Annotated in this window: 20 protein-coding genes and 2 pseudogenes; 21 read left to right on the top strand and 1 reads right to left on the bottom strand. The window is 41.0% G+C overall.

The annotated features are described in order from the left end of the window. The coding region (ompW, locus tag QNK26_RS16920; RefSeq protein ID WP_319225143.1) for an outer membrane protein OmpW at positions 1–615 on the top strand (615 nt) is incomplete at its 5' end. 162 nt (positions 616–777) lie between these two features. Here the strand turns inward: ompW and QNK26_RS18855 are convergent. Further along, positions 778–873, bottom strand: a pseudogene (locus QNK26_RS18855) (hypothetical protein); the annotation flags it as partial. Between the two features lie 315 nt (positions 874–1,188). Between QNK26_RS18855 and QNK26_RS16915 the strand changes: the two are divergent. From QNK26_RS16915 to QNK26_RS16820, 20 genes and pseudogenes are all read left to right on the top strand, one after another. Beyond that, positions 1,189–1,449 (top strand): annotated as a pseudogene (locus QNK26_RS16915) (BMC domain-containing protein); the annotation flags it as partial. Positions 1,450–1,545: 96 nt separating this feature from the next. After that, entirely contained in the window at positions 1,546–1,830 is a 285-nt protein-coding gene (locus tag QNK26_RS16910; RefSeq protein ID WP_319225144.1) for a BMC domain-containing protein, read from the top strand. A 264-nt stretch (positions 1,831–2,094) separates the two neighbouring features. Further along, complete coding sequence (locus tag QNK26_RS16905) at positions 2,095–3,420, top strand: 4Fe-4S dicluster domain-containing protein (RefSeq protein ID WP_319225142.1); 1,326 nt, start codon at positions 2,095–2,097, stop codon at positions 3,418–3,420. Positions 3,421–3,432: 12 nt separating this feature from the next. Further along, positions 3,433–3,984, top strand: coding sequence for a BMC domain-containing protein (locus QNK26_RS16900; RefSeq protein WP_319225140.1), 552 nt, complete (start codon positions 3,433–3,435; stop codon positions 3,982–3,984). Positions 3,985–4,015: 31 nt separating this feature from the next. Further along, on the top strand, positions 4,016–4,366 hold the full coding sequence (locus tag QNK26_RS16895) for a BMC domain-containing protein (RefSeq protein WP_319225139.1): 351 nt from the start codon (positions 4,016–4,018) through the stop codon (positions 4,364–4,366). A 170-nt stretch (positions 4,367–4,536) separates the two neighbouring features. Further along, complete coding sequence (locus QNK26_RS16890) at positions 4,537–5,991, top strand: aldehyde dehydrogenase family protein (protein ID WP_319225137.1); 1,455 nt, start codon at positions 4,537–4,539, stop codon at positions 5,989–5,991. Positions 5,992–6,057: 66 nt separating this feature from the next. After that, positions 6,058–8,595 (top strand): choline trimethylamine-lyase, encoded by a 2,538-nt coding sequence (gene cutC, locus QNK26_RS16885; protein WP_319225135.1) that lies wholly within the window; start codon positions 6,058–6,060, stop codon positions 8,593–8,595. Between the two features lie 57 nt (positions 8,596–8,652). After that, positions 8,653–9,579, top strand: a complete 927-nt coding sequence (gene cutD / locus QNK26_RS16880) for a choline TMA-lyase-activating enzyme (protein ID WP_319225134.1) — start codon at positions 8,653–8,655, stop codon at positions 9,577–9,579. A 26-nt stretch (positions 9,580–9,605) separates the two neighbouring features. Beyond that, complete coding sequence (locus QNK26_RS16875) at positions 9,606–10,334, top strand: BMC domain-containing protein (RefSeq protein WP_319225133.1); 729 nt, start codon at positions 9,606–9,608, stop codon at positions 10,332–10,334. Continuing rightward, positions 10,334–12,361 carry an acetaldehyde dehydrogenase (acetylating) gene (locus QNK26_RS16870; protein WP_319225132.1) on the top strand — a complete coding sequence of 676 codons (2,028 nt, stop codon included), beginning with the start codon at positions 10,334–10,336 and terminating at the stop codon, positions 12,359–12,361. The genes QNK26_RS16875 and QNK26_RS16870 overlap by 1 nt, the downstream gene beginning before the upstream one ends. 20 nt (positions 12,362–12,381) lie before the next feature. Next, positions 12,382–12,987: a hypothetical protein gene (locus QNK26_RS16865; RefSeq protein ID WP_319225130.1), complete on the top strand. Its 606-nt coding sequence runs from the start codon at positions 12,382–12,384 to the stop codon at positions 12,985–12,987. Positions 12,988–12,998: 11 nt separating this feature from the next. After that, positions 12,999–13,271: a EutN/CcmL family microcompartment protein gene (locus tag QNK26_RS16860; RefSeq protein WP_319225128.1), complete on the top strand. Its 273-nt coding sequence runs from the start codon at positions 12,999–13,001 to the stop codon at positions 13,269–13,271. Between the two features lie 3 nt (positions 13,272–13,274). Then, positions 13,275–13,817 (top strand): BMC domain-containing protein, encoded by a 543-nt coding sequence (locus tag QNK26_RS16855; protein ID WP_319225127.1) that lies wholly within the window; start codon positions 13,275–13,277, stop codon positions 13,815–13,817. A 2-nt stretch (positions 13,818–13,819) separates the two neighbouring features. Continuing rightward, positions 13,820–14,161: a hypothetical protein gene (locus QNK26_RS16850; RefSeq protein ID WP_319225126.1), complete on the top strand. Its 342-nt coding sequence runs from the start codon at positions 13,820–13,822 to the stop codon at positions 14,159–14,161. A gap of 8 nt (positions 14,162–14,169) precedes the next feature. Continuing rightward, the gene (eutM, locus tag QNK26_RS16845; RefSeq protein ID WP_319225125.1) at positions 14,170–14,445 is read left to right on the top strand and encodes an ethanolamine utilization microcompartment protein EutM; all 276 of its coding nucleotides are present in this window, start codon (positions 14,170–14,172) and stop codon (positions 14,443–14,445) included. Between the two features lie 26 nt (positions 14,446–14,471). Beyond that, positions 14,472–14,747 carry an ethanolamine utilization microcompartment protein EutM gene (gene eutM, locus QNK26_RS16840; protein ID WP_319225124.1) on the top strand — a complete coding sequence of 92 codons (276 nt, stop codon included), beginning with the start codon at positions 14,472–14,474 and terminating at the stop codon, positions 14,745–14,747. A 180-nt stretch (positions 14,748–14,927) separates the two neighbouring features. Further along, positions 14,928–16,034: a 1-propanol dehydrogenase PduQ gene (locus QNK26_RS16835; protein WP_319225123.1), complete on the top strand. Its 1,107-nt coding sequence runs from the start codon at positions 14,928–14,930 to the stop codon at positions 16,032–16,034. A 701-nt stretch (positions 16,035–16,735) separates the two neighbouring features. Further along, positions 16,736–17,833, top strand: coding sequence for a hypothetical protein (locus QNK26_RS16830; protein WP_319225122.1), 1,098 nt, complete (start codon positions 16,736–16,738; stop codon positions 17,831–17,833). After that, the gene (locus QNK26_RS16825) at positions 17,830–18,096 is read left to right on the top strand and encodes a hypothetical protein (protein ID WP_319225121.1); all 267 of its coding nucleotides are present in this window, start codon (positions 17,830–17,832) and stop codon (positions 18,094–18,096) included. Before QNK26_RS16830 ends, QNK26_RS16825 begins: the two co-directional genes overlap by 4 nt. Positions 18,097–18,170: 74 nt before the next feature. Next, positions 18,171–18,715: helix-turn-helix domain-containing protein (locus tag QNK26_RS16820; protein ID WP_319225120.1), on the top strand; the 545-nt coding region annotated here is incomplete at its 3' end.

The raw sequence follows: 18,715 nt of genomic DNA, 5'->3' as shown, positions 1-18,715 counted from the left end.
GCAACGCTTGCAGTCCCTGCTTTCGCTCATCAACAAGGTGATATTATTGTTCGTGCCGGCGCTATGGTTGTCGCACCAAATGAGTCAAGTGATGATGTAAATATCACTGGTTTAGGTAATTTAGGTGAATTCCAAGTGAATGATAATACTCAACTTGGTCTTAACTTTACCTACATGGCAACAGATAACATCGGTATTGAACTCGTTGCAGCCAGTCCATTTACCCATGAAGTTGCGCTTGAAGCGACAGGCGTCATTGCTGAGGTTAGTCATTTACCACCAACATTATTAGCACAATATTACTTTGGTGATTCAGGCTCTAAATTCCGTCCTTATGTTGGCGCAGGCATTAACTTTACCGTTTTCTTTGATACGGACTTTAACTCAACGGGCACTGGCGCAGGTTTGTCAGACTTAGATTTGAGTAACTCTGTTGGCCTAGCTGCGCAGGTTGGTGTGGATTATAAAATTAATAAAAAATGGCTAGTGAATGCATCAGTGATGTATGCGGATATCAGTACTGATGTAACATTCAAAGCTGGAACTGATAGTTACAAAATTAAAACAGACATCGATCCATTGGTATACATGGTTAGCGTAGGTTATGTATTTTAATTAGCTGTTAAAATTTTATAGCTAAATATAACAAGGTGCATCTGCACCTTGTTTTGTTTGTGGTCACATTTAACTTTATGCCTTTGTTTTATTTTCATCACTGAATCATCTTTATCCCACCTCCAATTTTAAATTAATGATTTGTTTGATGTACCCTCTATTTTATAGACACATAATTTTGTTGTAAAAGACTTCAATATAATCAAATAAGTCTGCTTTAGCCTTGTTACGATTATCGTACAATTTTCTCCTTACCCATTCGCTTTTTAGTTAATAGAAAGTCGACAGCGTTACCATGATGTATTCATTGGTTCTTTCTTGTTGATCATTTTATTTTTTAAATGTGATTATGTTTTACAAATCAGAGCTGAACATAATTGCACTATATTTTTAGGTGTTTGTTACAGGGTCCTTTGCTAGGCATTCCACTCGCAGATGATTACTCTGCCATGTGTATAACTTGCGCGTGTTCAAAAAACTAAACCCACTTTTTAAAAACACATTGACCTTCCCCCTTAGGGGTAGATTACTCTTGGCGATAACTGAACTTTGACTCGTTAAACGATAAATTAAATGGGAGCAAAAATGAGTGAATTCATTAGATACCAAGGTGAAGAAGCGTTAGGTCTTATTGAAACATTGGGAATGGTACCTGCTATTTACGGGGCCGACACAATGCTTAAAACGGCTAGCGTAAAACTAGTCGCATATGAAAATGTAGGTTCCACACTGGTTACCATCATGGTTAAAGGTGATGTAGCGGCAATCGAAGCATCCGTAAGTGCTGGTGCTGAAGCGGCAAAAAGTATAGGCAACTTAACCGCGTTTAACACAATGCCACGTCCTATTAAACCGATTGGCGACGTTGTTTCTGTTCACGGTTTACCTGTAGATGGGCCTGAAAGTGAATCAAATACACGTCCGAAGGCAATGGCTTTCATTGAAACGTTTGGTCTTGTGTACGTGCTAGAAGCGGCTGACGCAATGGTTAAGGCTGCCGATGTTGAACTTGTTGGTTATGAAAACGTAGCATCTGGCTATATTTCAGTGCTTGTGCGAGGCGATGTTTCTGCTTGTACATCTGCAGTTGAAGCTGGTGTTAAAGCCGTTGAAAACATGGGGGCGGAAGTTTATAGTTCCGTTGTTATCCCATCTCCACATCCTGATCTAATCAAAATTACGCAATTGTACAATGTCAAGAATTTATTACCTTAAATTATCTATTTAAAGTAGCAGACTGTTTATTCCGTTGATTGCTACAAGATAAATGAATATTGGAATCGCAGCGCTTACAGATCTTTTTTTGTATGGCGCTAAGTCCATTATTCCAGAATAACACCTTTGCTATAAAACCCTGTCGATGACGATTTGAGGTTTACAAAAATAATTATTAAAAGCAGAGAGTGATTTGCAAGGAAGTGGCATACCTGTTACGACTGTTGCGCACTAGCCATGATGTGAGTATTAAAGGAAAGTGAGATGAATAAAGGTATTATAAATATTATAAAAAATGCTGGCATTGTCGGTGGTGGTGGAGCAGGATTACCAACCCATATTAAGGCAGATACGACAGTAGACACGGTATTAGTAAATGGGGCATCTTGTGAACCTCTTCTTATGAGTGATCCTTACCTTATTGAAAATAAGGGTAAAGAAATGCTCAAAGGTGTTGTCGCTATGATAGAGGCAACTCAGGCTAGTCGTGGCATTGTATGTCTGAAAGCAAAACATAAGGCGGCATTAAAATCCATACGCACAGTCGTTGAAGAGTTTAATGATCCGCGTATCGAAATATTCGAATTAGAAAACTTCTATCCAATCGGTGATGAACACGTATTGGTACATGAAGTGCTTGATAGAACGATCCCTCAAGGTAAATTACCCCTTCATGTTGGGGCTGTAGTCAGTAACGTAGAAACGTTTTACAACATAGGATTAGCGCTTGATGATGTCACTGTAACTGACCGCTATCTTACTGTTTTTGGCGCTGTCAAAACACCCATGGTGATTCGAGCATCGGTAGGAACTACGGCTGCAGAAGTGATTGAGTATGCAGGCGGTACAACGATAGAAGATTACGTTGTTGTCGATGGCGGACCAATGATGGGGCGTGTTATATCAGACATAAGCAATCCGATAACTAAAACAACGAGTGGTATTTTAGTGCTTCCTCCTGAGCATAACGTAGTAGCTCGAAAAATCATGGCTCCTCAGCAAGTCCGTAAAATGACAACCTCAATTTGTTGTCAATGTACCTTATGTACAGAACTTTGCCCTCGTTTCTTGTTAGGACACGACATACAACCCCACAAACTCACTAGAATCAGTGCGGACAATATTCTCGATAATAAAGAAGCGCATAAAGCACTGCTTTGTTCAGAGTGCGGTGTGTGTGAAAAATTCGCTTGTCCAATGGGGCTTTCTCCACGTGAACTCAATGCACAAATTAAGAAAGCGTTGAGAGAAGGTGGTGTTCGTTTAGAAACGACTGGCGAGCCGCAAGAGGCACATCCATTTAGGTTAAATCGTCGTATTCCGACTCAGCGTCTTATTCAACGCCTTGATTTAGCTAAGTATGACGTTCACACCGTCTATGGTGGGAAATTAGTACCTAATGAGGTATTTATTCCATTGTCTCAACATATTGGTGCGCCAGCCATTTGCCTGGTAAATGTGGGTGATAGTGTTGAAAAGGGACAATGTATTGGTGAAATTCCTGAAGGAAGCATGGGCTCTAGAATACATTCAAGCATTACTGGTGTTGTCTCTGCCATAGCAAACAACGTAATAACAATTAAAAAATAATAGGTGAGTGTTATGCAATTGCAAACAATAGGTTGTGTTGAACTAAATAGCGTAGCTGTGGGTATCCAAGTCGCAGATGCAATGATAAAGGCTGCGAGTGTGAATTTAGTCATGGCAAAAACAACGTGCCCTGGTCGCTATCTCATCGTTGTCTCTGGCGATACATCTGCCGTGACAAGTAGCGTTGAATCAGGTTGTGCTATCGGATCTATGATGGTCATCGACCATTTCACTATCCCTCGCGTAGATGCTTCAGTCGCTGCCGCGCTTCAAGGTGTGCCTGATGTTGGTGATATCGCTGCACTTGGTGTGATTGAAGTATATACCTGCGCCGCTGGTATTCTAGCTGCAGACGCGGCTGCAAAATCGGCGAATGTTGAGGTGGTTGATATCCGCTTTGCTGCTGGTTTAGCAGGTAAGGCGTTCGTTATATTGTCTGGTGATGTTTCATCAGTACAAGCGGCTGTCGAGGCTGGTGTTGCTGGTGTAGGTGAATCAGGGCCTGTATTGAGTCATGTTGTCATCCCAGCACCTAGCAAAGAACTATTTAAATATATTATTTAATCATTGCCGAGCTCTAAAAAGGAACATTCTTATGCATGAAGAAATTAAACAACGCATAATTCAGGAACATGTGCCTGGTAAACAAATTACCTTAGCGCATGTTATTTCTAACCCCCAGCCTGAACTTTTTTCTGTGTTAGATCTCGATAAAGAAAATGGTAATGCGATAGGTATCCTGAACATTACACCGAGTGAAGGTGCCATTATTGCCGCGGATGTAGCAACTAAAGCTGCGGCAGTCAGTATTGGCTTTTTAGATCGCTCATGCGGTTCTCTCATTGTCACCGGTGATGTCTCCAGTGTCGAAACAGCCGTTCAAGAGATTATTAATTATTTTACAGAAAAGTTAAATTATGATTGCGTAGGTATAACGCAATTGTAAAATAACCTACGCCTAATATCTTCCTCCTTTAAAATAATAGATTGAAGTATATTCCACTTCACACTTTTCTATCATTAAAGAGGTAGATGTGTTGACCTTGCCCTTAAGGTTAAAGATAAGCTTTGCAAATACTTGGACAAGCAAGCAATTAGGCAGGGCTGATTATGATAATGGATAAGGACTTAGTTTCCATACAAGAATCAAGGGTTCTTATGGAGAATGCTGCTAAAGCACATCAAGAATTAGCGACATTTTCTCAAGAGAAACTTGATGCCATTGTCGAGGCCATGGCGGAGAGTGTCTCAACACAAGTTGAACGCTTAGCAAAAATCTCTGCTGAAGAGACTGGCTACGGCTACTGGGAAGATAAAGTGACAAAAAACCTGTTCGTTCTTCAACAGGTGGTTACCTATTTACGCACTCTCAAATGCGTTGGTGTCATCGCAAGAGATGATACACAACGCACAATGGATATCGGTGTGCCTTTTGGCGTTTTAGCTGGATTGTGCCCTGTGACTAGCCCTGTATCAACAACCATTTATAAAGCACTTATTGCAATCAAGTCTGGTAATAGCATTGTATTCTCCCCTCATCCACACGCAACTAAATGCATCAAAGCAGCTTTAGATTGCATGATTGAGGCCGCGGAACAGAATGGTCTGCCTCAAGGATCACTGGCCTACATGGATACAGTGACAAGAGATGGGACAAAAGAATTATTAAATCACCCTAATACATCTTTGATTTTAATTTCAGGTGTGCCTGGTATGGCGGAATTAGGGCGTTTTTCAGGGAAGCCTGTCATTTATAGTGGCACTGGCAACGGCCCTGCTTTTATCGAGCGTAGCGCAGATGTTCCACAAGCTGTTAAAGATATCATGTCGAGTAAAGTATTCGACAATGGCATCGCTTCAGGCGCAGAACATTCAATTATTGTCGACTCATGTATTGAGCCTCAAGTACGTTCATTAATGCAAGCACAAGGTGCTTATTTCATGACTGAAGAAGAGTCATGCACCCTTGCAAACCTTTTATTCTCTGAATCGGGAAAACACAGACCAGGCATGGTCGGTGTTTCAGCGAAACAGTTAGCAAGTAGATCCAACATTTCGGTTCCAGATAATACGCGCCTTTTAGTTGCAGAGCGTAAATATGTAGCAAAAAGCGACCCTTACTCTCGCGAACTTTTAGCGCCGATGCTGGCTTACTATGTTGAAGATGATTGGCAAGATGCATGCGAAAAATGTATTGAGCTACTGCTTCACGTTCGTAATGCACATACGCTGACCATTCACTCAAAAAATGAAGAAGTTATTTCACTTTTTGCATTGAAAAAATCGGTCGGTCGATTATTGGTTAACACACCAGCCTCTTTTGGTGGCATTGGTTTAACTACAAATTTAATTCCTTCAGTCTCACTTGCCAATCGTTCTTACGGACAAGGAATGACGGCGGATAATGTATCTCCAAGTAATTTAATTTATATACGAAAAGTTGGTTATGGGGTGCGACAGGTAGACGAAGTACCTTTTAAGCAAGAACCAATAATTCAATATCACGATCGTTCTATAGACGCTGTCCAGAAAGTAATTCAAGACGCACTCAGAATGATACAAAACAGCTAAAGATATAAATATTCAATATTAAACATTTAACGTTAAACAACAAACCTAACGTAGGGGTGACCGAACATGGATCTTCAGAGTTTTTCGAATAAGCTTGAGGAAGCGACTAAAAATTTAACGGACGCAGAGCGCAGTTCATTAAAGAAAATTTTTGAAAATGTATCGAAAGAAGCGTTTTCTCAGGCTGCTGTTGAACCAACAGTATCGCCAATGGGTACTGATATACCTGATGGCCCTACAGAAAGACATGTGAAACTTAAAGAAAACTTTATGACACATGTGCCATCTATCAATATTAACCGCGCACGTATTATTACCAATGTTTATAAAGAAAACGTTGGCATGCCACCAATTCTTTTACGCAGTAAAAGCTTCCTGCGTAACTGTCAACAAGCAGAGTTATTAATTCAAGATAACGAATTACTTGTAGGCGCACCTTGCGGTAAACCTCGCGCAGGTTGTTTCTCTCCTGATCTTTCTTGGCGTTGGTTGCGCGATGAGCTGGAAACTATCGGCACACGTGCACAAGACCCATACCACTTAGCGGAAGAAGATAAAAAAGAACTGAAAGAAGATATTTTCCCTTACTGGGAAGAGCGTTCAGTTGATGAGCACTGTGAAGGCTTATACCGTGAAGCAGGATTGTGGGAATTATCGGGTGAATCTTATGTAACCGATTGCTCTTACCATGCGATAAGCGGTGGTGGTGACTCTAACCCTGGTTATGACGTTATCGTCATGAAAAAAGGCATGTTAGACATCCAACGTGAAGCACAAGAAAAGTTGGATGAATTAGATTATGAAAATTCAGACGATGTAGAAAAAATCTACTTCTATAAATCAGTCATCGAAACGGCTGAAGGTGTGATGGTTTATGCTAAACGCCTATCTGAGCATGCAGCTCAACTTGCAGCAAAAGAAACAGATCCGCGTCGTAAACAAGAATTGCAAAGAATTGCAGAAGTGAATGCACGCGTACCTGCTCACCGTCCAGAAACATTCTGGGAAGGGCTACAAGCGGTATGTACGATCCAATCATTACTTCTAATTGAAGAAAACCAAACTGGTATGTCTATTGGCCGTGTTGACCAATATATGTATGACCTGTTCATGGCAGATATCAAAGCTGGTCGTATGAACGAGTACGAAGCGTTTGATCTTGCTGGTTGTATGCTCGTTAAAATGTCAGAAATGATGTGGCTGAATAATGAAGCTGGGTCAAAATTCTTCGCTGGTTACCAACCATTCGTCAACATGTGTGTGGGCGGTGTGACGCGTGAAGGCCGTGACGCAACCAACGAATTAACCTATCTACTGATGGATGCAGTGCGCCATGTTCGTATTTATCAACCGACATTAGCAACGCGTGTTCATAATAAATCACCACAAAAATACCTGCGTAAGATCATTGATGTTATCCGCGCTGGTATGGGTTTCCCAGCAGTTCACTTTGACGATGCACACATCAAGATGATGCTTGCGAAAGGCGTCTCGATGGAAGATGCACGCGACTATTGCTTAATGGGGTGTGTTGAACCACAAAAATCTGGTCGCCTTTATCAATGGACTGCAACGGGTTGGACGCAATGGCCAATCTGTATTGAATTAGTACTTAATGGTGGCGTGCCACTTTGGTATGGACAGCAAGTTTGTCCTGATTTTGGTCCACTTAGCCAGTACGACACTTACGAAAAATTCGAATTCACGGTTAAAGAACAGATTAAATACGTGACTAAATGGACCAATGTTGCAACTGTAATATCTCAGAAAGTTCACCGTGATTACGTGCCAAAGCCATTGATGTCAATGCTATTTGAAGGCTGTATGGAAGCGGGTAAAGATGTATCTGCTGGTGGCGCAATGTATAACTTTGGCCCAGGTGTTGTTTGGAGTGGTCTTGCAACTTATGTCGATTCAATGGCTGCAATTAAGAAGCTGGTATTTGATGATAAGAAGTACACATTAGAGCAAATGAATGCAGCACTAAAAGCAGACTTTGTTGGTTATGAGCAAATCAAAGCGGATTGCTTGGCGGCGCCGAAGTACGGTAACGATGATAACTATGCCGATGATATAGCAACAGATTTAGTGTACTTCACCGAAAAAGAACACCGTAAGTTTAAGACGCTTTACTCGGTATTGAGTCATGGCACGCTATCTATGTCAAACAACACGCCATTTGGTCAATTGCTTGCTGCATCGGCGAACGGTCGTGAAGCTTGGTCTCCATTATCAGATGGTATCAGCCCGACTCAAGGCGCTGATTACAAAGGCCCAACAGCGATCATTAATTCCGTCTCTAAGATGGGCAATGATTACATGAATATTGGCATGGTGCATAACTTCAAACTGATGTCAGGACTGCTTGATACACGAGAAGGTGAAGACGGCATTATCACCCTAATCCGTACCGCGAGTATGCTCGGTAATGGTGAGATGCAATTTAACTACCTCGATAATGATGTGTTAATCGCAGCGCAAAAGAACCCTGAAAAATATCGTGATTTAGTGGTTCGAGTGGCGGGTTACAGTGCTTTCTTTGGAGAGCTATGTAAAGACGTACAAGATGAAATCATCAGTCGTACAGTACTAAATAACCTTTAGTCCATCGTTACTCCTGCCCAGATGAGGCAGGAGTAAGCCTTAGGAATGACATATACCATGATAGAAAGAAAAGCACGTATATCTAATATACAAAAATACAATATGTATGATGGCCCGGGTATACGTACGCTTGTATTTTTTAAAGGTTGCCCTTTACGTTGCGTATGGTGCTCAAATCCGGAAGGTCAAAAGTATCATCATCAAATCTTATTTAAACAGGATTTGTGCACGCAATGTCGAATGTGTGTAGAGGAGTGCCCAACAGATACCCATTACTTAGATCCAGTGACCTTTGAACATAAGGTGAGGGATATCAATTGTACGGGCTGTGGGAAGTGCGTTGACGTTTGTCCAACGAATGCATTAGCAGTGACAGGCGAAGATAAAAGCATTACCGAATTACTTGAAATTATTGAAGAAGATAGACACTTTTATCACACAGGTGGCGGTGTAACGCTTGGTGGTGGCGAAGTGCTTATGCAACCTGAAGCGGCAACGAATTTACTGGCGACATGCAAATATGCTGGTATTAATACAGCGATAGAAACATGTGGCTATGCAAAACGAGAAGTCGTTGTTGGCGTAGCAGAACATACAGACCTGTTTTTGTATGACGTTAAGCACATGATCCCAGAAGAACATCACCGTGTAACAGGTGTTCGTAATGAGCTGATATTGGATAATTTGAAGTGGCTTTTAGATAACAACCACAACGTTAAGATCCGTATTCCACTGATTAAAGGCGTCAATGATAGTGAAGAAAATCTGCGTTTGTTATTAGAATTTTTATCACCTTATAAAGATTTTAAAAACTTACAAGGGATTGATTTATTGCCTTATCACAAGATGGGGGTACATAAATATAATCAACTTGGTTGGAAGTATCCTTTTGAGGATGCTCAGAAATTCACACAAGACGAATTAGTAAAAGTAGAGAATTATTTACAAGGTCACGGCATAGCTGTTGCGCTTATCGCGCACTAACCATGATGTGAGTATTAAGGGGAAGTATGATGAATGCTATCGGAATGATTGAAACAAAAGGGCTATTAGCGGCGATTGAAGGTGCAGATGTCATGCTTAAAGCGGCAGATGTCACTTTGCTAGATAAAAGCTCTGCGACTGGTGGTCTCATTACGATTACGGTGACAGGCGAAGTGTCTGCCGTGCAAGCCGCGATTGAGTCTGCGACAGCTTCTATTACTCGTCTTAACCCAAGCTTATTGATTTCAAAGCATGTTATTGCCAGACCTAGTACATCTTTAGAAAACATTATATCGACATCAGCAATACATGCTGAAAGTTCAAAACAGGTTGAAACAGAGGAACTTGCTGCAGAGGAAAGCCCAGCTGTTGTTGAGGAAACTCAAGCTGCTAGCGAAGAAACACCTACTGTTATCGAAGACACAAATGCAATCGCAGAGAAAGCGCCCGTTATTTCTGAAGAAGTGCCAGTCATTGCTAAGAAAAAACCAGCCACTGTCGCGTCGCCGATTGAAATGACATCGCCAGCTGCAGAAGTTGCATCTGTTATTGAGGATGAAACAACGTCTAAATCTGTTGAAGATAAGTCGCCTGAATACAGTGCATCTGAATTGCAGAAAATGAATTTGAAAAATTTGCGTGAGATAGCTAACAAGCTACCAGAACTGAACACAAAAGTGGACATTAAAAAAGCGACTAAAAAGACGTTAATTAAGTTTATACGTGAGAGTCAAACCAATGAAGGGCGTAAATAATGGTAGATAAAGATCTATTATCAATTCAAGAAGCGAGAGCCTTAGTTAGCTCAGCGCGCACAGCGCAAAGTCAATTTTCTCAGCTAGGTCAAGAGCGTGTTGATGCGATTGTTAAAACGATTGCTGACGCAGCGACGAAACAGGCTGGTGAACTTGCTCGTTTAGCAGTCGAAGAAACCGGTTTTGGTAAAGTAGAAGACAAAATCAGTAAGAACTTATTGGCGAGTGAAAAACTGTACGCTGCCATTAAAGACATGAAAACCATCGGTATTCTCAATAACGATTTATCTAAAAAAATAGTCGAAGTGGCCGTCCCTATCGGCGTTATTGCGGGTATTGTTCCGTCGACAAACCCAACGTCTACAACGATTTACAAGTCTCTCATTTCCTTGAAATCGGGTAATGCTATCGTATTTACTCCGCACCCGAGTGCGAGTAAATGTATCGGGAAAACAGTCTCACTTATCCGTGAAACACTTCAAGCATGTGGTGTCAGCCCTGACATGGTCAGTGTCATGAGCATTCCAACGATTGAAGGCAGCGGTGAGTTGATGCGTAAAGTGGACCTTATTCTGGCAACAGGTGGTCCGGGTATGGTTAAGGCTGCTTACAGTTCAGGTACTCCTGCACTTGGGGTTGGCGCAGGTAATGTGCCAGTTTATATCGAGCGCACTGCAGATATCAACGATGCCGTCACTAAAATCATGGCGAGTAAGACGTTTGATAACGGGACGATTTGTGCGTCAGAACAAGCGATTATTACCGATAACGTTATCGATGCACAGGTAAGAGAAACACTGAAAGCACAAGGCGGTTACTTCCTTCAAGGTGAATGCCTTGAAAAAGTGAAGAAAGTGATGGAACGCCCTAATGGTGCAATGAACCCTGCTATCGTCGGACGTGATGCGCTGTATATTGCTAACTTAGCTGGTATTACAGTACCAGCAGGCACACGATTACTTATTGGTGAAGAGTCAGGTGTTGGTCGTGCATACCCATTCTCGAAAGAAAAACTCACTGCGCTAATTGGCTACTACACAGTAGAGGATTGGAATGAAGCGTGTGAATTGTCGATTAAACTGCTGCACAACGGTGGTGTTGGTCACTCATTGGCTATCCACTCAAAAGATGAAGCGGTTATCTGTGCATTTGGCTTGAAAAAGCCGGTTTCACGTATGCTAGTGAATACGCCGTCGACTCACGGCGCGGTTGGTCTATCGACTAACTTATTCCCATCCTTTACTTTGGGTTGCGGCGCCGTTGGTGGGAGTTCGACTTCTGACAACGTAACACCAAAACACCTTTTTGATATTCGTCGCATTGCTTATGATACTGGTGAATTGTCTTATCAAGCGTCTTATCAAACAGCACAGGTTCAGCCGTCGACGGTTACTTCTCCGTTCACGTATAACGCGCCGGAAATGGCGATCAACAGTACCGATACTATCCCTGTCGAAATTTCAGCAAAACATGTTCATTTAAGCGAGCAAGATGCACAAGTACTCTTTGGTGGTCCACTAACAAAAGTACGAGAGCTGTCTCAGCCGGGACAATTCTTGTGCAAAGAACGTATCCGTTTAATTGGCCCTAAAGGTGTCATTGACAATGTTGCCGTTCTTGGTCCAAATCGCGCTAGTTCGCAAGTGGAAATTTCTAAGGCTGATGCTCGTATTTTAGGTATCAAAGCCCTTCTTCGTCAGTCTGGAGACATAGCTGGTACTCCTGGCATTATCCTGTCTGCACAGAACAACGTTGTCGGCATCGAAGAAGGCGTTATTGTTGCGGCGAGACACATTCATATGAATAGCAAAGATGCAGAACGTTTTGGTCTTGCTGATAAAGACATTGTCAGTGTCCACCTTGACGGTGACCGCGCATTAGTCCTCGAAGAAGTGTTAGTTCGTGTCAATGATAGCTTTGCACTAGCCATGCATATTGATATTGATGAAGGCAACAGTGTGTGCTGGAACAAAGAGAGTAAAGGCCGAATTATAGCTAAAAGAAAGGCTACTAACAGCTCAATATAGTGACGTCATAAGGCAATATTATGGATTCAGATATTTTAATAAAAACCATCGTTGAACGTGTGCTTCGCGAACTAAAAGAAGATTCTTCTGGTAGTAACAAGACGCACGTGATGGTTCTTAGCACTTACTCCAAGCTGGTGGAAGAGCAGACTCTAAAATGCCTTAACGCAAACGATGTTGAACTTCATTTTCTGGGTGATAGTCACCCAGTAAATGAAATGGCGCGCTATGTGATTCCGCAATTATCTTGCGGAGATATGGCAGAGCTTGCATCGGGTCAAGCTAAAGGTTCTATGACTGAAGCTGTATTACGTCTGTTACTTGAGGGAACTGTTGTTGAAGTGCTTGATTATGAATACAAAACATATGAAAACACGGCTTCACCGGGTTTATACAAGCTCTATATGCAGCATGAAAGCACATTAAGTTCGTTTGGCCTGGCATCTTTCAAACCAGATCCAGAACCGATCACTCGCTGTTGGCACAAGCTCATCGCGGAAAAAGATGTCGAGCTAGCAGCACTGAAAGGTGCGAATGAAATGCATGTAACAAAAGAGAGTGTAGTAACACCTCTTGCGATGGAACAAGCTAAATTGTCCCAGATTAATATTTATAAAACGCTATAAGTGAGCTCATTATGATCGTAGGTGAAGTGATTGGAAATGTTTGGGCTACTCGTAAAGAGAACACGCTTAATGGTCTTAAGCTTATGGTTGTCCAGTATCAGGACCCCATTTTACCAGAGAAAAAAAATAGCTTTGTGGCCGTAGATTGTGTTGGTGCTGGTACTGGTGAGCAAGTGTTAGTTGTTACAGGCAGTTCTGCACGTATGGCGATAAAAAACGTAGACGCGCCTGTCGACGCCGCTATTGTCGGTATTATTGATCAAATTCAGGTTAAATCGGAGTAATAGATGGATACACTCGGCGTTGTTGAAGCAAAAACTATTGCCTCAGGTGTAAAGCTTGCAGATGAAATGCTTAAGATATCTGACGTGAAACTCGTTAGAGCTTCCACTATTTGTTCAGGAAGATACCTTATTTTTGTTTCTGGAAAGCAAGCTGATGTTGAAATGGCTGTTGGTCATGCCAGATTAACGAAAAGACTCACTGGAGATTTTGTTATTTCCGGTGTGTCACCTGAATTGGTCATGGTACTGAAAAAAAGACTGCCGATAAAAACAGACCAAGCAATTGGTCTGGTGGAGTCGAGCACTGTCTCAGCAGGAATCGCTGCCGCCGACGTTGCTATAAAGAGCGCCGATATTAGCCTGATCCGCCTTGTTACAGGGTTAGGGATCTGTGGAAAATCTTATTTTCTTTTTAGCGGAGAACTTGCTGCGGTTGAAGAAGCGGATGATGTAGCCAAAGAATTTTTAGGTTCAAAATATATTGAATCGACAGTACTTGCTCGCCCAGAACCTGACTTGGTCAAAGCGATAATAGGTGTGAGGTAAACATGAAGAAAACACTGGTAGAAGTAAGAAATCTAGATAAACACATTTGTACTAAGAGCAATGCTATTTATCTTGATGGAAGCATTATCTTAACGCCAAGTGCGAAAGATGAATTATCTAAACGAGGTATTGCGATTAAGCATTGCTCGCCAACAGAATCTGATGCAGTTCAATGTGATATCGACTGTGTCTGTGAAGGTTGTATTAAGCTAGTAGCCACTGGCTGTACAGAAAAAACTTTTTACTCTATAGCGGCCATATTGAAACAAGATTTTGGCGTGACAGATGTAAAACAGCTACAAGAAATGAGCTGTCGTATAGTAAAAACTATTAATAAACAATGAGGTAGGATATGAGTGCTTTAGGTATGGTTGAAACCAAAGGTTTAGTCAGCGCAATTGAAGCCGCTGATGCAATGGTAAAATCTGCAAATGTTGAGCTTGTTGGTCGTGAACAAGTAGGCAGTGGATTAGTGACTGTTATGGTACGTGGGGATGTCGGTGCGGTAAAAGCAGCGACAGATGCAGGTGCAGCAGCTGCTAGCAACGTTGGTGAGTTAGTTAGCGTACATGTTATTCCTCGTCCACATTCTGAAATAGAAACTATTTTGCCGCAGTCAGGCAAATAATAAAATAATATATAGGAGATAAAAATATGAATGCACTAGGTATGGTTGAAACTAAAGGTTTAATTGCCGCAATTGAAGCCGCTGACGCAATGGTAAAAGCTGCAAATGTTGAACTTGTTGGTCGCGAACAAGTAGGTAGTGGATTAGTGACTGTTATGGTACGTGGCGATGTAGGTGCGGTAAAAGCAGCTACAGATGCTGGTGCAGTAGCTGCTGCTAATGTTGGTGAACTTGTAAGTGTACACGTTATCCCTCGCCCTCATAATGAAGTAGAAAACGTACTACCTAATTCTAGCAAATAATTTTTTGTCATTACTTGAGTAGATAAAAAATATAAGCTCTAACTGCCTATATTTGTTTTAAAACTGTATTTCTATCCTGGGTAGCAATACAGTTTTTATTTTCTCAAAATATCAAACAGAGTAGTTATGAATTTTATTATCAGAGTTTAAATTCTGATAATAAAATTTAGGGAGTAATTTATGACACATTTTTATGCAAAAACAAAGGTTTGCTATGGCGAAGGTTCTATGGATAACCTTAAAACGTTACCTGGGAAACATGTTTTTATCGTGACTGACGCTTTTATCGCTAAAACAGGCTTCGTAGAAGAGGTAAAAAGTCATCTGTCAATGGGCGTTTTATGTACCATTTTTGACAAAGTTGAAGCAGACCCGTCCTTAGATACAATAACTATTGCTACACACCTTTTCATGAAAAGCGAAGCAGATATAATTATTGCCATAGGAGGGGGGTCAGCAATTGATGCTGCTAAAGCCATCGCTTATTTTTCAAATCATGCTGATTTGTTGCGTCAACCTCCTTATCTTGCAGTCGTCCCTACAACCAGTGGTACAGGGTCTGAAGTCACCTCTATTGCAGTCGTTACAGATAAAAAAAATAACCTAAAAATTCCTCTTCAGGATGATATGCTCATCCCTGATCTTGCGATATTGGATGCGCGGTTTACACGTACAATGCCATCATCTATTACAGCTGCGACAGGTATGGACGTATTAACCCATGCGATTGAAGCATATGTATCCACTAAAACAAATATTTTCACATCGATTTATGCAGAAACTGCGATTAAGATTGTTTTCAAATATTTGCCTCGTGCCTATGCAAATGGTGACGATATGGAAGCGCGAGAGCAGCTTATCCTAGCATCCTGTATGGCTGGTATGGCCTTTAATAATAGCGGGCTAGGGATTACTCATAGTGTTGCTCATAGCCTAGGTGGTCTTTTTCATATACCGCACGGCGTGGCAAATGCAGTTTTATTGCCTTATGTAATTGAATTTAATGGCTTTGATTCTGGTTTTCAGTATCAAAATATTGCTCACTGTTTGGGCTTGCCTGCTTCATCTATGGATGAAGGAACGAATAATCTATTAAAGGCGGTTCGTCAACTTAACGCATCTTTAGATATACCATATAAAATTAGTGATTTAGACATTAATAAAGATGAATATATAAATCATATGCCAGCGATGGTAAATAATATTCTTCAAGATATATGTACTACTACTAATCCCAAAAAACCATCCTATGAGGATGTGATTCGCTTATTACAAAAGGCTTGGTGATTTCAAGGCTTAGTGATTTATAAGTTAGAAGTATTCGATAAATCCACCCACTTCAAATGTGTTCGGTTTTTATTTAACCGAACACATTTAAGGGCGTAGGCAACGGCACCTTCCCCCAATTTAATGCTGGAGCTACCTTCCTTATATCGGATAATACCGCAATACCGATTTTATATAATCTTTTGATATTAAAGGTTATTGCGACACGATCTGTCGTGTTTCTGTAGCTAGATCTCAGTTTATTTTTTAAAATGGCACGTACGCAGATTAATATCACAAAACCAGTCATTGTTAATTGAACTTTTATAAAATAAGCATAACCTGATAAAGCTGAGGTAATACCACTTTAGTGGTAGTCCTTGTTTAATTTTTTATTAAACCAAATCAGGTTACAGCACTATGAAAGTAGCTCTTTCGTTAAAAGAAAAAGACAGCTTATGACACTATTTTTGATAATCAATTCTGTGTTCATATCAGAGCGATTTTTGCCTCTATTTGTCTATAAAGACGGGAGAAATAAGACGGTTTCATCTGAGTTTTATGCCCATGAGACAACTGTTTTACGTCATATTAATGATTAGGTTTTTATAAATTATGAGTTTGTTGGTATCCGAAATTATGGATGGTTTCAGCAATCTCCCCTACACCTACCTATAACAAATAGAGTAAAAACTCAAATAACCAATAGGACGTCTGATTATATGGAACAATCAAAATCGTTAACTGATGATCTCGGTATTCTTACCGCTGATAGTGCTGAAAAAAAGCTACGGAGTGACTTTCGTGTTAAAGGAATGTCTACCGCTTTATTTTCAGGACTCTCATACGGATTTTATACCGCCTTCATGACCCTAGCTATGTCGATGGGCATTTGGACTGTTTGGTATGGAGAAGGCTCTGGTCTCTCTGCATTCGCAACAACATTCCTTCTTGCAGCCATTGGTGCCGCTCTTACCGATTCATGTAGTGCTGTGTGGGCACTGGGCATCGCAGCTGCGCGTGGTCGCTTAGGTGATTTTTTTCGCTCAATAAGAACCAAGCCCGGTGCGATAATGGTTGGTTCAGCTATTATTGGTGGTCCCTTGGCGAGTACTGCTTATGTCGTAGGGTTACAGATGGCAGGATCTATTGTTGTGCCTATTAGTGCCCTATGCCCTGCGATTGGTGCCATCTTAGCTCGTATTATTTTCAAGCAAGAACTATCGCCTCGCATGATGTTAGGTATTGCGATCTGCTTTGGGGCTAGTGTGCTTATTGGTGGCTCAGCTGGACTTGCTGACGGTGATACTTCAGTTGTTATGTTAGGTATCGGCTTTGGCTTCATTGCAGCTCTATTTTGGGGTATCGAAGGATGTGTTGCGGGTTACGGCACTTCTATGATTGATCCAGAGATCGGCATTACTATCCGTCAAGTCACTTCTGGATTAACCAACTTACTTATTTTAATTCCTTTATTTGCCTACATTGGTGGCGAAAATGGTTACGCGATGGTGTTCGAAGCTGTAGCTGATTCTGAATCAATAATATTCTTCGTTGTTGCTGGTTTAGCTGCATATGGTGCCTTCATGTTCTGGTACAAGGGTAATGCGATGTGTGGTGCTGCATTAGGTATGGCTTGTAATGGCACATTCTCTTTCTGGGGCCCTTTGTGTTGTTGGTTAGTTTTAGGTATCGCTTTTGGCATTGCCGGTTGGACGATGGCTCCGATTGCATGGGTTGCAGCGATAATCATGATTTTCGGTATTTTTGTAATCGCTATGAATCCAATGGATCTATTCAAGAAGGATAACAACCAATGAAACCATTAAATTATGCAATATTGAAATTTTTTACTGCAGTTGAAAAAGCCAGTGCTATTGAAGTCATGGACGTACTCCGTCCAGAATATGGTGGCTTTAAAGCTTTTACCAAAGGGGCTATTTTAGATGCTTTGTTAACAGCTGAAGCCAACGGTTTGATTGAGTCAGTAGGCAGTGAAATGTCCACAGATAATGAGCTGATTTTATACTTCAAAGCACATAAAGAAGGTGCTGAGACCATTAATCGTTATATTACTGATTGATAAAAGTTGGTTGGGAGTGTTCTATCATGCTCCCATTTTATTTACTAATCACAACTAGTTGTGAGGAGTATAAATTGAACAAAAATGCTAAGTATTCAATTGGTGATGCCAGTAAATTGTGTAACGTTTCAACGAAAGCACTTCGGTATTATGACAAGATAGGATTAGTTAAACCACAACGGTCTAATTGCAACAATTATCGTTACTATAACGATGACAGCATACACCTTATACCTGTTATAAAATATTATAAACAGATGGGGTTTAAACTCGATGAAATGACTCAGCTAATTAACGATGATAGTGATAACACTTACAGTGTTATGCAACATGTATTTGAAAGTAAAATGGCTGAGCTGGATGAAGAACGGCAAGGATTAAGAGTTAGGGATAGTTCGGTTCATGATTGGTATAACCTTGTACAAGAGGCAAAAAGCGTACAAGAAAATCAGATAATTGATGTTTCTGTGCAATTTTTTCCTGGTACCGACTACCTATTTTTGGAACAAGATTTTGATGGCAATATCCGCGACGCTATTATTAATATCGAGTTTACGGATTATGTCGAACGAATAGAAAATAACATAACTGGACCAGTTATAATAAGGTTCAAATCCCA

This window comes from Moritella sp., assembly GCF_033791185.1.
Classification (GTDB): domain Bacteria; phylum Pseudomonadota; class Gammaproteobacteria; order Enterobacterales; family Moritellaceae; genus Moritella.
The sequence above is the reverse complement of the archived record's forward strand: the minus strand, read 5'-3'. Positions and strand labels throughout refer to the sequence as shown.